Consider the following 15749-nt stretch of genomic DNA (forward strand, 5'->3'; position numbering starts at 1 on the left):
TTTTTATTGTTAAAAGAATATAAAAATAACGCTACACACGGGCTTAGAGCGAATATTTGATGGAACGGTAGGTCGGGTCAAATCGGAAAGCTAATAGGTTTTCTAAGATACCAAAAAGAGCAAAGAAAGTGATAAAACTACTTCCTCCGTAGCTGTAAAAAGGTAATGGAACACCTACTACGGGAGCTAGCCCAATCGTCATAGCAATATTAATGCTCATATAGAAAAATATCAGTAAAGAGATACCACTGGTGATGACGCGAGCAAAATAGTCTTCTTTCAAAAGAAAATTAAGACTTAAAAGGTGCGTGACTAAAGAGGCATAGCAGACTATGAGCCCCAATGCTCCCCAAAAGCCAAGACGTTCAACCGTATAGGCAAAGATAAAATCACTCGTAGCGATGGGAAGGAATTTGTAATGTGTTTGGGTTGCTTCACTGCGTTCTTTTCCTGTTAATCCACCTGAACCAATGGCAATGATAGACTGCTTAACATGGTAACTTGGCTTTTCAGAGATAAAATCAGTAATACGTTGCTTTTGGTAATCATGCAAACTATTGTACATGAGAGGGCTGCAAATACCAATGATAATGGCTAATGTAATCCATATTTTTTTATGCACACCAATCACAAAAAGCGTTCCATAGCCCAACAATACTAAAACCATAGCCGTGCCAAGGTCGGGTTCTTTTGCCACAAGTACAAATGGCAATAGAATATAAAAGCTGAGCTTAAAAAAAGACTTCCATCCATAGCCATTCTCTTCTGGAGGATTGTTCTTGATAAGGTAGGCAAGCATTAAAATAAAAGCGGGTTTGAAAATTTCAGAAGGCTGGATGGTAAAATGCACAAAGGGAATTTCTAGCCATCTTCGAGCACCTAGTTTTGCAATGCCAAAAAAATCAACACTCAAAAGTAAAATAATCGTGACCCAATAAAAAAAAGGAATGACCCACTCAATTTTTTTAATAGGGATAATAAAAAAGAGGAGAAACACAACAAATCCAACCGTGTAATAGACAATCTGTTTATTGGCCAGCATCGTGTTGGCTTCTGCGATGAGATAATAGGAAATCACGATGATAGGAAGAACGAGTATAGGAATTAAAAAATCAAAATGTGTTAAGATGCGCCTATCAATTTGAAACACTCTATCCCTTTGGAAAGTTTTCGCAAGTATATCAAAAATTAGAAGAAAGTAGGCTGTATGGAGTTTACATGTAAAGAGTCAAAAAGGCTTGATGCCGCGATGAGTGAAGCGCTAGAACTACCGCGCAATCAGGTCGAAAAACTCATTAAAAATATCGGTGTTATGGTCGATGGAAAATTGTGCACAAAGTGCAGTACGAAGCTTGTGGAAGGCAATGTCATTTGTTATGAGTTTGCAGAGGCTGAACAGAGTTCAAGTGAGTATGAAGTTAATTTTGATGTGCCTATTTTGTATGAAGATGATGATCTTCTGGTGATTAATAAGCCACCGTTTTTAACGGTTCATGGGGCTCCTAGTGTCAAAGAAGCAACACTCGTGGATTGGCTGAAGTTTAAGCGTATTAATCTTTCTACTATCAGCGGTGAAGAGCGTCATGGTATTGTACACCGCATCGACAAAGAAACCAGTGGTGCGCTAGTGATTGCTAAAAACAATGAAGCGCATTTAAGCCTCTCTTCTCAGTTAGAAGATAAAAGTATGGGGCGATACTATCTCGCCATGATTGATTTGCCTCTCAAAGATAATATTGTTGTTGAGCTGCCTATTGGACGTAGTGTTAATAATCGTTTGAAAATGGATGTCCTTAAAAAAGATGGACGCATGGCAAAAAGTGCTTTTTCAAAACTTTTGGTATCTCGTGATGGTAAAAAAGAGCTGATTGCCGCCAAACTTTTTACAGGGCGAACGCATCAGATCAGAGTGCATCTCCAAGCACTCTCTCGCCACATCTTGGGCGATAGTTTATACGGCTTTAAGAGCCAAAATGGTACAATACCAAGAGTTATGTTACACGCTTATATTTTGTATCTTATGCATCCAAGAACAGGGCAATTATTGCAAATAAATGCTCCATTGTGGGATGATTTTGATGCCTATTTAAGACACCATTTCAGTAAGGAAGAGGTAGATGAAAAAATTACTTTGGATAGTATCGTTAATGGCTTTAAGCTTCATGATCAGTGGTTGCGAAAAGACGCTTGAAACACCTAAAGAGCCCGTTGTTGATGCTTCTATGCCCAGAATAGAAGGCATTCGTACCTTGGCAGGTTCTACAGAAGTTGGTTTTGAATGGACGCCAATCTACAGTTCACAAATCGAAGGGTACTACTTATACCGAATGGAAGGCAATAGTATGAAAAAGATTGCCACCATTAAAGACAAATACGTATCACACTATGTGGATACGAAACTAAGACCCAACTCAAGCTATAGCTATCAGATGAGTACCTATTCTGCGGACAAACATGAATCTGCGTTAAGTGCTATGGCAAGCGTAACAACAACAGGACTTGTCGCTAACACTCCAACCGTAGGTGCCATTGATTCTGTTTCATTTATCAATGCGGTCTCAGGATTGCCTGCGTGTATTAAAATTATTTGGAGACCACATTCACAGCAGAATGTAGAATATTACATCATTGAACGTAACGAATATAAGTCTAATTCATGGGATGAGATTGGCAAAGTTAAAGGTAGATTAAATGCCGAATATATCGACAAAGATATTAAAGATAATTCTGTTTACCGTTACCGTGTTAAAGTAAAGACCTCTGATGATGTTGTCTCAAAACCAAGTGATACCGTTGAAGCACATTCAAAACCTCTACCTCGTGGCATTACAGGTGTTAAAGCAACGTCAGATTTACCTAAAAAAATTATTTTGACATGGAGTCCATCAACGACAAGTGATTTTGCTTATTATAAAATCTATCGTTCTCCAACATCAGGTCTGTTCTATACTTTTTTTGGCAAAACAGTCAATACCGAGTTTGAAGATTTAATCAACGATAACGGTAAAACCTATTACTACAGAGTTGTAGCTGTCGATGTTGATGGTCTTGAATCAAAGCAAGATACAACGGTTGCTGGTATGACACTCTCAGCACTGAATGCTCCTTCTGTCAGTTCGGTAAAACATGATGGTAGTTCTATTTCCATTTCATGGGCGGGGGATGATAATGCAATCAAATACAGTGTTACCAAAGAATTTGAGATCTCTGGCAAAACAAAAAAACAGAATTTTACAGGTATCTTTGAGAGCAATTTTGTTGACCAAGACACCGTTCCTGGTGTAGAGTACAAATATAATATTATTGCAATTGATAAATATGGTATTGCTTCTAAACCTTCGGATAGTGTGCTTATTACGATTCCAAAGGGATCAAATTAATTTATGCCGAATTTTCATACGCAAACACTGAAACCTTTAAGCTATCCTTGTACGTACAAAGAGACCACATTTAGTTACGAAGCGCACTCTAAGAGGGGCAATAAACTAGTGATGGCCTCAATGCAAGGAGAGCATTTACTGATTCGTATTCATCAAAAAGAGGATGGGAATTTACTGGTCAAGGGTGACAAAGTTACTCGCCCAACCCAAGCCTCTTTTTTGCAAAAAGTGTTGATTGATTTTAGAGATGCATGCGAAGCCAAAGAAATTTATTCCAATATTGAACCTAAGAATTTTTTAGAAGTCAAGCATTCGCCTTACCTCAAAGAGATTGATTTTTTTGCACATCACTTTGACGTGAAAGGTGAAATTTGGATCGAAATCGGCTTTGGAAGTGGACGACACTTACTTCATCAGGCAAAGAAAAATCCACATATTCAGTTTATTGGTCTAGAAATTCATAAGCCATCCATTGAGCAAGTTTTAAAACAATGCGAACTTCAATCAATTGAAAATATTTTAGTTGTCGATTATGATGCACGCTTGTTTATGGAGTTCTTGCCCTCCAATGTGGTGGGGCGTATTTTTGTACACTTTCCTGTTCCTTGGGATAAAAAACCGCACCGCCGTGTTTTATCTGCGGCTTTCATTGAAGAGGCGTTACGTGTTTTACATGTAAAGGGTACTTTGGAGCTTCGAACCGACAGTCCACTCTATTTTGAGTTCACTTTTGCGCAGATGATGCAACTTTCCCGTGCCGATGTGCATGTGAAAAAAAATGCGGAACTTGAGATTACAAGTAAATACGAAGACCGATGGCGTAAGATGGAAAAAGATATTTACGATGTCATTTTAACCAATGAAATGCTTTCTGCATCTATTTCAAAGCCTGATACATTGCATTTTGATGAGCATGTTGATTTTAGAAAAATTCGTGATGTTTTTAAAGATGAATTGTTACGAGGAGAGGGCTTTTTTGTCCATTTTGAAGAGCTCTTTGAAATTGATGAACACAGTGGGCTCATTCGCCTCTCTTTTGGTGCAAACGAACGTAATGAAAAGTGTTATATAGAAATTCAAAAGGGTAAAGTTTCCTATCTGCCAGATGCAATTTTAGCAACGAAAAGCAACAGAGCAGCTCATACATTAATTAAAGAGTGGTTTCATGGAATATGTGATTAAAGCCAATGGCTTAAATATTAGCTATGGGCGAGATGAGCCGATCATTACAGATGCAAGTATGCAAATCAAAGCACAAGAATTTGTCTTTATTACGGGCAAAAGTGGTAGCGGAAAATCAACCATTATCAAGTCGCTTTACGGTGAGCTCTTCCCTAATCGTGGTGATCTTAACGTATGTGGCATTGATTTTAAAAATATTAGTAGTTCAAAGCTTAATCTTTTGAGACGTTATTTAGGTGTTGTTTTTCAAGACTATAAACTGATTGATGAGTGGACAGTGGAACAAAATGTCATGTTGCCTCTTATTATTGGTGGATTTTCAAAAAGTGTTTGTATCAAACAAGCGCATAAGCTTTTAAAACATGTCAAGTTGTTGCATAAAATCAATAAATACCCTTATGAACTGAGTGGTGGGGAACAACAACGTGTTGCTATGGCAAGAGCCTTGGCACACAACCCTGTCCTTATTTTAGCGGATGAGCCTACAGGAAATTTGGATAGCTATTCGAGTGAAGTGATTTGGAATTTGCTAAAAGGTGCTAAAGAGCATTTAGGTACGACTGTTTTAGTGGTAACGCATAATATCCCAGCATCTCTTGGCATTGATTATAAACACTATTTCTTAGAAGGTGGCGTTTTACATGAGGTCAATTAATAGCCATTTTTCGATTATGATTTCTGTCTTTGTATTGCTCTTTTCATTTCAATTTACAAATGTTATTAAGAGTATTGTCAATGACTATGCAACGAAAATAGTGAATGACTATGCTATTGTTGTGGTCTCTTCATCAGAGCTCAAAGAAGAAGACCTCAAAAAGCAGATTCCAGAAATTGAGTCTTTATCGGAGATTAGTAGTAAAAAGATATTGGATCGTCTTAAAAATGATATGTCATCCAAAAACTTGGCTCTTTTGCAAGTCGCTCTTCCAAAATTTTACTCCTTAAAACTTGAGTCTATTCCTAATAAAAAAAGAGTTGAAGCGATTAAGCAGAAGCTCTTAAGCATTAGTTCGATAACCCGTATTGAAACGTTTGCTAAGACGCATGAAAAGATGTTTAAAATGTTTCTATTACTTCAGGCAATGGTCTATATTTTTGCATTTTTTGTGGCGTTTGTAGCTATACTCCTCATTTTTAAGCAGATTCGCATTTGGACGTATGAACATAACCGTAGAATGTCCATTATGACACTTTTTGGTGCCTCCTTTTTTATGAAAAGTGCAATGTTGTACCGTATGACATTGGTTGATTCGCTCATAAGTTCTATCGCGGTATGTGCAATATATACGATAGCCCCCAAAATAACGATTGTTAAAGATTTTGCAGCAGAACTTGACATTATGCTTCCTGAGTTTGATCTTCTTTTTGAGGGAGGCATCCTGATAGGTGCTTCTATTTTATTCTCTTTGATTGCCGTAACCATTGTTTCTCGTAAGATAGGGCGTGTATGAAATTAGGATTGTTGAGTGGTGTGGCGCTTTTTCTGCCATTAATACTGCTGGCAGCTTCATCGGGTAATACAGCGCAAAAAATTGATGAAAAAGCAAAAACGTTGCAAGAAAAAATGCAAACTGAAAAACAAATCCACGGCAAACTCCAAGATATCGCCAACGATATTGTAAACGAAGAAAAAGATATTGAAAAAATTAAAGATAAGATTGAAGAGCTTAGTCGTACAATCAACGACTCGCAAGAAGTTGTTCAACAAAAAAGTGAATATTTGGACAAATTGACGAAAGACACTCAAGCACTTTCCTCTCAAAAAAAAGGGTTAGAACAAAAAATTATCAAAATTATTGCAGAGGATTTTTCATTTTATTTAGTTTCAGATAGTGATTATTTAGATAATGAAGATGGGATTTTAGTGGATGAAGTGCTTCAGAAAATGGACACCATTATGCGTAAGGAGTTTGGAAAATTAGCGGCAGATTATAAACAAGTCAATGACCAAATTTACTCTCAAAGCCAGGAAATCAAAACGATTCATGGTGAAATCCAAAGTTCAAAAAGTAAAAAAGATGAGCTTGTCGCACTGGAAAAAAAACGTGAAAGTTCCATCCTCGCTCTTAATACAAAAAAAGAAGGTTACAAAAAACAGTTAGATGATATTCAAAAAGAACGTGATGAAATTAGAACAACACTTGAGCAACTTAAAATTATTAAGGTTCAAGAAGAAAATAAACTTTTAGCTGAAAAAAATGCTGCAAAAAGAGACAAAGGGCCTAAAACCGTTGGTGGGGAAGACAATAGTATTAGGCAAATTGGCTCTTCCTATCAAAACAGTAACGTAAAAAAATATGTTGGAGAGCGAACCATCGCTCCGTTGGATAGTTACAATGTAAAACGTAAATTTGGCGATTATGTTGATCCTATCTATAAGATTAAAATTTTTAATGAATCTGTTGTTCTGGCATCTTCAACCCCCGATGCTACCGTTAAAAGCGTCTTAAATGGGAAAGTTATCTTTGCTAAAGATACTGCCTCTATGGAAAAAGTGGTTATTATCGAAAATGGTGATGAAATTCATACGATTTATGCGCATCTCTCAAAAATTGCACCTACGATTCAGGTAGGACAGAAAATCAAAAAAGGGTATGTCATTGGTCGTGTTGACAATGATCTTACCTTCGAAGTGACTCAGAAAAATTTTCACATTGACCCACTAGAACTGATTGCAAAGTAACTTTTTAGGTCTGTTAGGATAAAATATAGAAGTTTTCTATGCCTAGAAAGAAAGGTTTATATAATATGGAGAAGAGAAAAAGAGTTTTAGTTAAGTTCTCTGGTGAAGCACTTGCAGGTGATAATGGATTTGGTATTGACACGACTATTTTAAAATATATTGCTGATGAGATTAAATCATTGGTGATACATAACATTGAAATTGGTATCGTTATTGGCGGAGGCAACATCATTCGAGGTGTGAGCGCTGCAAAAGATGGTATTATCAAACGTACGAGTGGTGATTATATGGGAATGCTGTCAACCGTGATTAATAGCATTGCAATGCAAGAGGCGCTTGAACATGTTGGAATGGAAGTGAGAGTTCAAAGTGCGATTAAAATGGAAGCCATTTGTGAGACGTTTATCGTCAGACGAGCACAACGTCATTTTGAAAAAGGGCGTATTGTAATTTTTGCTGCAGGCACAGGCAACCCTTTCTTTACAACTGATACTGCGGCAACACTACGTGCGATTGAAATTGGCGCAGATATGATTATCAAAGCAACAAAGGTCGATGGTGTATATGATAGAGATCCTAAGAAATTTCCTGATGCACAAAAATTAGCTGAACTGACTTATGATAGAGCCATGGATGATAATATTAAAGTCATGGACGATACGTCCATTGCGCTTGCAAAAGACAACAATCTCCCGATTGTCATTTGTAATATGTTTGCAAAAGGAAATTTACAAAAAATTATAGAAGGCAACTTATCGTGTTGCTCAATCGTTAGAAATAAATAAGGAAAAAAAGATGGAAAGAACAGAAGAAATTACAGCAAGAGCTTTATTGCTTGTCGGTCAAGATCGTTATAAATTAGTCATGATGGTTTCTAAAAGAGCAGAGCAACTTTCAAATGGTGCAGAGCCTTTGATTAAAGCGGATAAAAACAAACAAAAGTTTACAGACATTGCTCTTCTTGAAATTGCAGAAGGCAAAGTTAGATTAGAATCTATTACTGACTGTTAAGTAGTTTGAACATTGGAAGAGTTACTTGAAATTGTCAAAGAGTGTAAAAGCTCTGAAAAAGCGGTAGAACTCTTATATAAGTATATAAAGCCAACGCCCAACATTGAGAAAGCAGTTACGTTTACGATGACTAAACATAAAGGGCAATATCGTAAAAGTGGCGAAGAGTATGTTGTTCATCCTATCTTAGTGTGCGTTTTTGTCGCATACTTGGGTGGCGATGAGCCGATGATTGTAGCAGGTTTGCTGCACGATGTCGTTGAAGATACTTCATGCTCTTCTGAAGATATTAAGGTAATGTTTGGTGAGGAAGTTGGACATTTAGTAGATGGTTTAACTAAAATTGTTGAAATACGTGATGTTGAATTGATACCTTCGTACTCCAATGACAAACTGGTTGCTTCTGCTCTAACGTTTCGAAAGATGCTTATTGCCTCTATTCGTGATGTGCGTGTATTAGTCGTGAAATTATGTGATAGACTTCATAATATGCTTACGCTTGCTGCACTTGATCCTGTTAAGCAACGTCGTATTGCAGAAGAGACATTAGTGGTTTATGCACCTATTGCACACCGTCTGGGTATCTCTTCCATTAAAAATCTTTTGGAAGATTTTAGTTTCTTCTATGTTATGCCCAATGAGTACACTAAAATTGATGGCTATATTACAGAGCATGGGCAACAACTTCAACTTCGCCTCAATCATTTTATCTCCAAAATTAAAAATCATATGCTCAAAGAAGGATTTATTGAGAGCGATTTTACGATTCAAAAGCGTGTTAAACACTATTATTCCATTTATCTTAAAATGCAGCGTAAAGGTGTCAGCATTGAAGAAGTTTTGGATCTTTTAGCCATTCGTATTATTGTGCGAACTCCCATTGATTGCTACCGTGCCCTTGGTATTGTTCATCAACATTTTAAGCCGTTAATATCACGTTTTAAAGATTATATCGCGATACCGAAAGAAAATGGTTATCAGACAATTCATACAACGGTATTTGATGATAAGTCCATTGTTGAAGCGCAAATCCGAACCTATGATATGAATAAAACAGCAGAATATGGTGTGGCAGCACATTGGAAATATAAATCAGGAGGTCTTAATCCTAAACTGGATTGGCTCAATGAACTCAATAACCAAAATGAAGAGATTGAAAATATTGAAGATTTTTATGCCATTGCCAAAGATAATCTTTATACTGAAGATATAGCGGTTTTTTCTCCCAAAGGAGATATCTTTACGCTTCCTCGTGGGGCGACAGTGCTAGATTTTGCTTATGAAGTTCATACTGAAGTTGGTACATATGCGGATGAGGCGTATGTTAATAAACAAAAAGTACCACTTTTAAGTGAACTCAAAAATGGTGACATTGTTCGTATTGTAACCTCAAAAGAGCCAAAATATCGTTGTAGCTGGATCAATAGTGTTAAAACAGGTAAAGCAAAAAGTACGATTCAATCGAATTGCCGTCAAAAAATCAAAGAGATTAACCACAAAGTAGCGATCAAAATCCTTGCCTATACTTTTGGAGTTGCTGAAAGTAAAGTTGAAGCATGGGTGGAACAAGAACATGCTATGAAAAAGATTTTTAAAATTTCTACAGATTCTATTTATTTACAAGATGTGGCTAATACATTAAAACTCTATGCTATGCAAGATACGATGCTGTTTCCTTTACTCAAAAAAGATCGTTATCACATCAAAAAGCAGAAGTTTGAAAATATCGTCATCTACTCAAATCATCATATTTCTAACGTCTATTTTGACTACTGTTGTCATCCTAAACGAGGGGATGATATTGTAGGTTTTAAAAAAGGCAATGATGTTTTTGTGCATCATAAGTTGTGTGAACGTGCAGCGACTTTGATGGAAGAAAATGAGCCTATGGTATTTGTGAAATGGACGAGAGAAGCGCCCGATCGTTACAAATTGATTGTAAGTCTTGAAAACAAGAAAGGTTCTTTAGCCTCATTTTTAGCTTATTTGGCTAAAATGCAGATCAATCTGGTGACGATAGAACTCGGCAAGGGTGAAGATGAAGGTCATGCAGACTATTTTGAGATGATTTTGGAATTGCCTGATAAAAATGTGAATGCAGTACGGGATAATCTCAAAGGAAAATACCGAGTGATTGAATTTATTTCAGTCAATGATGCCTATAAATAATCGAAGAAGGAACTGATAGAATGGATATGCGGATTCAAAATGCGCTCAAAGAGATCAAAAGAGGGATTAGTGAGATTATTGATGAAGAGCGTGTTGTTACATTACTCAAAAATTATTTTGAAAAAGGTGAAACTTTTTTAGTGAAAGCGGGATTTGATCCCACAGCACCAGACCTTCACTTAGGGCATACAGTGCTTCTTCAAAAAATGGCACTCCTTCAAAAATTTGGAGCTATTGTTCAGTTTTTGATTGGTGATTTTACAGGTATGATTGGTGATCCAACGGGCAAAAATGAGACACGTAAAAAATTGACACGTGAAGTTGTTTTAGCCAATGCGCAAAGCTATAAAGAACAAGTCTTCAAAATCTTAGACCCTGAAAAAACAGTGGTTCTCTTTAACTCCGAGTGGATTGAGGCTTTAGGTGCATCAGGTTTGGTGGAACTTACAACAACATTTAATGTGGCACGTATGCTTGAGCGTGAAGATTTTGAAAAACGCTATAAATCTCAAACACCTATTTCGATTAGCGAATTTATATACCCATTGCTTCAAGGCTACGATAGTGTTGCAATGAAAAGTGATATTGAAATGGGTGGTACCGATCAGAAGTTCAATCTTTTAATGGGGCGTCATTTACAACGTGCCTATAACATCGGCAAAGAGCAAGCCGTCATTATGATGCCGTTACTCGAAGGCTTAGATGGCGTTAATAAAATGAGTAAATCTTTAGGCAATTATATTGGTGTTACAGATGCACCATCGGATATGTTTGGTAAGATGCTTAGTATTTCTGATGATTTGATGTGGCGTTATTATGAGCTTTTAAGCACGAAAAGTCTTGAAGAAATTGAAGCTCTTAAGAAGGATGTTGCCGCAGGTACTATCCATCCCAAACATGCAAAAGAGATGATTGCTGCAGAAATGGTTGAGCGTTATCATGGCAAAGCTGAAGCACTTGAAGCTCAAGCTGAGTTTGATCGTGTCCATTCTCAAAATGAGATTCCAACAGACATTGAAACCTTTACATGTAAAGAATCTCCTATTTGGATCGCCAAAGCTTTGGTTGATTGTGGACTTGAAATTTCAACTTCACAAGCTAGACGTGATATTAAGCAAGGAGCAGTAAAGCTTGATCAAGACAAAGTGGATGATGAACAGCTACAATTGGAATGTGGAGAGTATATTCTCCAAGTCGGTAAGCGAAAATTTGCTCGATTAAAGGTGCAGTAATGGCATTTGAACCTCTTAAAATTGGCAAGTACACACTTGAATATCCTATTATTCAAGGGGGTATGGGGCTAGGCATCAGTTGGGATAAACTTGCAGGAACCGTAAGTTTAGAAGGCGGATTGGGTGTCATTAGCTCTGTTGGAACAGGTTATTATCAGAACACGCACTTTAGTAAAAAAAACATCAATACACGCCCCTTCGAGACGGAGAATTTTTACTCCAAAGAGGCTTTATTTGCAATTGTTGAAAATGCACGAAAAATTTGTGGCTCAAAACCACTTGCAATGAATATTCTTTATGCCATTAATGATTATGAACGTGTTATTAAGGACTCATGCGAAGCAGGAGTTAATATCATTATTACCGGAGCAGGGCTTCCAACCAATATGCCTGAATTTACGGCTGCCTATCCTGATGTAGCACTCGTTCCTATTGTCTCTTCGGCAAAGGCATTAAGAATTATTTGTAAACGTTGGACACAACGTTATAATCGCTTGCCAGATGCTATTGTTGTTGAAGGTCCTTTAAGTGGTGGGCATCAAGGTTTTACCTATGAACAATGCGCTATGGAAGAGTATCAGCTTGAAAATTTAATTGGACCTATTCGTGAAGAGATTAAGGCTTGGGGTGGCGAGTTTCCTCTTTTTGCTGCAGGTGGCGTATGGGATCACAATGATATTTTAAAGATGATGAGCTTGGGAGCAGATGGCGTTCAAATGGGAACCCGTTTCATTGGAACACATGAGTGTGATGCCGATCAAAATTTTAAAGAAATTTTGCTGAACGCACACCAAGAAGATATTAAACTCTTTAAATCACCCGTAGGTTATCCAGCGCGTGGTGTGAGAACCAATCTTATCAAGATGGTTGAAAAAAGAGAAGGACCACCTATTCGTTGTATTAGTAACTGTGTCAGTCCGTGTCATCGGGGGCAAGAAGCTAAAGCAGTAGGGTATTGTATTGCAGATAGTTTGAGCGATGCCTATATGGGGAAAGTCGAAACAGGGCTTTTCTTTACAGGTGCAAATGGTTATAAACTCAATGAAATTATCAGTGTAAAAGAGCTGATCGCAAAGTTGGTATATGGGGAAACTAATTAGATCATTTTTTGTTTTACTGTTGATGTGTGTAGCCCTTTTGGGTGCTCCGAATTACATGCAACAATTACAGCAGTATGATACACAAATGAATGGTGCAAGTAATGATGAGATGTTGCGTATCTTTCATGGACTGAAAGCTATTTATATTCAATCTATTATTGGTAATGATGAAAATCTCAAAAAAGAGACATTGGAGCGATTGATTAAGACTGCTAAAGTTCTTAAGTTAGATGCATCAAAGTATGAGTCAGAGCTTGCAACATTAGGCAAAGGTAGCAAAAAAACAGCTCCTTCTAAGCCTCTTGTTCCTCCTCCTGCATCTGAAGAGAGTTTTGCTGCTTCCTCCAGTAATACGCCGTCTTCTTCGGCATCATCACCATCGGCTTTTGCTCCTGCCCCCATGCCGCCTGCATCTGTCGTTAATGAAAATAGACCAGCGATGCAAACGGCCAATAGTAGTGGTTCATCAAACCAGTCAAATTCTGCGCTTCCAAAATCATATAATGGTAAAAATGTACTTCAACATGTTGTGACCAATGAAGATGAAATTGTGCTTGATTTTGGGGCTAAGGTTGTAGAAAGTAGTGTGAAAATTTTTGTTCTTAAAAGTGCAGACAGTTATAAAAAAATTATTGATATCCCAGCAATTATTATGAATGCTCCTTTGACGATTACGACACCTAAAAAGCTGCAAAGTTTACGAATTAGTCAATACAATAATAATGCTATTCGTATTATTCTAGATGCTCCTAGTGCCTTTGAGACATATGTTAGCGTGTTTGAAAACCAAGTCATTCTTTCACTCAATAAACAGCCTGTTTTAACCCAAAGACCTATACCACAGCCTCAACAACCCGTTGTAGAAGCTACTCATAAAAATATACCTCCACCAGCAACAGTTGCTCCTGTTGCCGCGGCTAGTGCCTCTCCTGTCACAGCAACAGCAAAGACGACTCCTCCACCCTCTGCGTCTAGTGCTACTTCTTTGAGCAGTTCAAAAAAAGGACCTAAACGTGACAAAACCATTGTCATAGATGCTGGACATGGTGGAAAGGATTCGGGTGCCACAGGATATAAACAACGTCTTGAAAAAAACCTTGTTTTAGAGATGGCTTTGCAATTAGGAAAAGAGTTAAAATCACGTGGTTACAAAGTCTTTTATACACGTCAAAGTGATGAATTTATTGAACTAAGAGATCGTACCAAAGTGGCTAATGATAAAAATGCGGACTTGTTTGTTTCTTTGCATGCAAATGCTGCACCCAATGAAGCTAAAAAACTCTCGATGAAAGGGCTAGAGACCTTTTTCCTCTCTCCGGATCGATCGGAGCGTTCTAAAAACGTCGCCGCATTGGAAAATCAATCAACCATGGAAGAGATGGATTTTTACTCAAAAGAGACCTTTCTCAATGTTTTCAATCGTGAGAAAATTGTACTTTCCAATAAGATGGCGATTGATATACAATCAAGCATGCTAAAAGCCGTCAAAAAGAAATATAATGTTGAAGATGGTGGGGTTAGAGAAGCTCCTTTTTGGGTCTTAGTCGGTGCCACAATGCCTTCTGTATTGATTGAACTTGGATATATTACCAATCCTGAAGAGTCAGACAATATGGTCAATCCTCAATATCAAAAACAGCTTGTAGATGGTATTAGTGATGGAATTGATCGTTATTACGTTAACAACCCCTAATGGTTTTCCCTTTTTTGAGTACACTCTCTTTAAAGAAATCTGACCAATGCTCTACAAGTGCTTGGTCCGTGTGTGCAAGATAAATTTCCACAATACGTTTGTGTTCTTCGAAACGAGGGAGTGAGGAGAAATTAAGCTCTTTGGGTAAAGCTTCCATGATCTCAATTAAGTCATTTTCCGCTGCTTCAACGATAAATGATGTGCTAAAAAGCATAGGTTGAATGGGGAAGTATTTATCGAGAGCTTCTTTGATCATTGGCCAAGCCATAGAGGGAAAGCCTGGTGTAAAAAAGAAACGATTAAAAAGTGAAAAGCCGGGGACTTGATTGACAACATTATGCAAAAGATCAGCTTCTGGTGGAAGCATTGCCATCGTGATTCTATGAGGGTACGCTTCATCTCCAAACTGATTCACAATAAGCTCTTTTGCCTTTACATGTAAAGCTAAAGGCTGCCCTGTAAAAACTTCACTAGCAATAGCACGTGTGAGATCATCAGGTGTTGCACCAATACCCCCAAAGCAAAACATTACGCTCTTTGAATCTTGTAAAATCATATTGAAACAGTTTTGAATAAGCGAGGGGTCATCTTGAATGACAAAACTTCCTACATGTAAAAGTCCGCGACTTTGAAGCTCTTGGTTAATAAAGGCGAAGTGTTTATCTACCCTGCGACCATTGAGCAGTTCAGTCCCAATGATAACAGAGTAGAAGTGGTGCATTAGATGTTGCTTTTAACGAAGTTTTCCATCTCGCTGACGATCTCTTCGATGGTACGTTCGCCATTGATTTTATGAAGAAGATTTTTCGCACCGTAGAAGGCTTGAATACCCGCTAATGGTTCCGTGTACACTTTCATACGATTTTTGAAGACTTGAACGTTATCATCCGCTCCACGTGCACGTCCTAGAACACGATCACATGCAACTTGCTCGCTGACTTCTACTTCCACGACAGAGACAAGTTTCACAGTAGTTTCTTTTGCAAGAATAGCATCCAGTGCTTTCATCTGCTCATCAGAGCGTGGAAAACCATCGATCAAAATGACATCTTTAGGGCTATTTTTGATGGCGCTAACAATGGTATTGATAACAATATCAAGAGGAACAAGATTGCCCGCACTGACAAATGAATCAATCGTTTTACCCAGTTCACTACCACTAGCCACCTCATCACGAAGTAACTCACCTGTTGAGTAGTGCGCAATTACGTCGCTATTTTTTTCTGCAATTAAACTCGCATCCGTTGTTTTTCCGCTGCCTGGGGCGCCAATAATCAAAAATAGTTTCTTCATCAACAT

At 37.7% G+C, this 15749-nt stretch carries 15 protein-coding genes; 12 read left to right on the forward strand and 3 right to left on the reverse strand.

Features of this window, described 5'->3' with window-relative positions:
* Positions 1–43 precede the first annotated feature (43 nt).
* Positions 44–1150 carry an FtsW/RodA/SpoVE family cell cycle protein gene (locus tag FA584_RS03730; protein WP_087437966.1) on the reverse strand — a complete coding sequence of 369 codons (1107 nt, stop codon included), beginning with the start codon at positions 1148–1150 and terminating at the stop codon, positions 44–46.
* A 57-nt stretch (positions 1151–1207) separates the two neighbouring features.
* Here FA584_RS03730 and FA584_RS03735 point away from each other — a divergent pair, with 57 nt between their 5' ends.
* The 12 genes from FA584_RS03735 (at position 1208) to FA584_RS03790 (ending at position 14450) form a co-directional block, all read left to right on the forward strand.
* A complete protein-coding gene (locus FA584_RS03735) occupies positions 1208–2191 on the forward strand; it encodes an RluA family pseudouridine synthase (RefSeq protein WP_088437244.1) in 984 nt (327 codons plus the stop codon).
* The gene (locus tag FA584_RS03740; protein ID WP_228448105.1) at positions 2118–3380 is read left to right on the forward strand and encodes a fibronectin type III domain-containing protein; all 1263 of its coding nucleotides are present in this window, start codon (positions 2118–2120) and stop codon (positions 3378–3380) included. The genes FA584_RS03735 and FA584_RS03740 overlap by 74 nt, the downstream gene beginning before the upstream one ends.
* Before the next feature lie 3 nt (positions 3381–3383).
* Positions 3384–4562: a tRNA (guanosine(46)-N7)-methyltransferase TrmB gene (trmB, locus tag FA584_RS03745; protein WP_167750257.1), complete on the forward strand. Its 1179-nt coding sequence runs from the start codon at positions 3384–3386 to the stop codon at positions 4560–4562.
* Positions 4546–5217, forward strand: coding sequence for a cell division ATP-binding protein FtsE (locus FA584_RS03750; protein ID WP_096046048.1), 672 nt, complete (start codon positions 4546–4548; stop codon positions 5215–5217). The genes trmB and FA584_RS03750 overlap by 17 nt, the downstream gene beginning before the upstream one ends.
* Positions 5204–6013 carry an FtsX-like permease family protein gene (locus tag FA584_RS03755; protein ID WP_096046049.1) on the forward strand — a complete coding sequence of 270 codons (810 nt, stop codon included), beginning with the start codon at positions 5204–5206 and terminating at the stop codon, positions 6011–6013. The genes FA584_RS03750 and FA584_RS03755 overlap by 14 nt, the downstream gene beginning before the upstream one ends.
* Positions 6010–7245 (forward strand): murein hydrolase activator EnvC family protein, encoded by a 1236-nt coding sequence (locus tag FA584_RS03760; RefSeq protein ID WP_167750258.1) that lies wholly within the window; start codon positions 6010–6012, stop codon positions 7243–7245. Before FA584_RS03755 ends, FA584_RS03760 begins: the two co-directional genes overlap by 4 nt.
* A gap of 65 nt (positions 7246–7310) precedes the next feature.
* Positions 7311–8030, forward strand: a complete 720-nt coding sequence (gene pyrH / locus FA584_RS03765; RefSeq protein ID WP_087437971.1) for a UMP kinase — start codon at positions 7311–7313, stop codon at positions 8028–8030.
* A gap of 10 nt (positions 8031–8040) precedes the next feature.
* The gene (locus tag FA584_RS03770) at positions 8041–8256 is read left to right on the forward strand and encodes a DNA-directed RNA polymerase subunit omega (RefSeq protein WP_096046052.1); all 216 of its coding nucleotides are present in this window, start codon (positions 8041–8043) and stop codon (positions 8254–8256) included.
* A 12-nt stretch (positions 8257–8268) separates the two neighbouring features.
* Entirely contained in the window at positions 8269–10425 is a 2157-nt protein-coding gene (locus FA584_RS03775; RefSeq protein WP_096046053.1) for a RelA/SpoT family protein, read from the forward strand.
* Positions 10426–10451: 26 nt separating this feature from the next.
* Positions 10452–11657 carry a tyrosine--tRNA ligase gene (gene tyrS, locus FA584_RS03780; RefSeq protein WP_228448203.1) on the forward strand — a complete coding sequence of 402 codons (1206 nt, stop codon included), beginning with the start codon at positions 10452–10454 and terminating at the stop codon, positions 11655–11657.
* Positions 11657–12757, forward strand: coding sequence for a nitronate monooxygenase (locus tag FA584_RS03785; RefSeq protein WP_167750260.1), 1101 nt, complete (start codon positions 11657–11659; stop codon positions 12755–12757). The genes tyrS and FA584_RS03785 overlap by 1 nt, the downstream gene beginning before the upstream one ends.
* Positions 12741–14450 carry an N-acetylmuramoyl-L-alanine amidase family protein gene (locus tag FA584_RS03790; RefSeq protein ID WP_167750261.1) on the forward strand — a complete coding sequence of 570 codons (1710 nt, stop codon included), beginning with the start codon at positions 12741–12743 and terminating at the stop codon, positions 14448–14450. The genes FA584_RS03785 and FA584_RS03790 overlap by 17 nt, the downstream gene beginning before the upstream one ends.
* Here FA584_RS03790 and FA584_RS03795 read toward each other — a convergent pair.
* Positions 14437–15171 carry a competence/damage-inducible protein A gene (locus FA584_RS03795; protein WP_167750262.1) on the reverse strand — a complete coding sequence of 245 codons (735 nt, stop codon included), beginning with the start codon at positions 15169–15171 and terminating at the stop codon, positions 14437–14439. The genes FA584_RS03790 and FA584_RS03795 overlap by 14 nt on opposite strands.
* A complete protein-coding gene (locus tag FA584_RS03800; RefSeq protein WP_167750263.1) occupies positions 15171–15743 on the reverse strand; it encodes an adenylate kinase in 573 nt (190 codons plus the stop codon). The genes FA584_RS03795 and FA584_RS03800 overlap by 1 nt, the downstream gene beginning before the upstream one ends.
* Positions 15744–15749 lie beyond the last annotated feature (6 nt).

It is taken from the genome of Sulfurospirillum diekertiae (assembly GCF_011769985.2).
GTDB classification, from domain to species: Bacteria; Campylobacterota; Campylobacteria; order Campylobacterales; family Sulfurospirillaceae; genus Sulfurospirillum; species Sulfurospirillum diekertiae.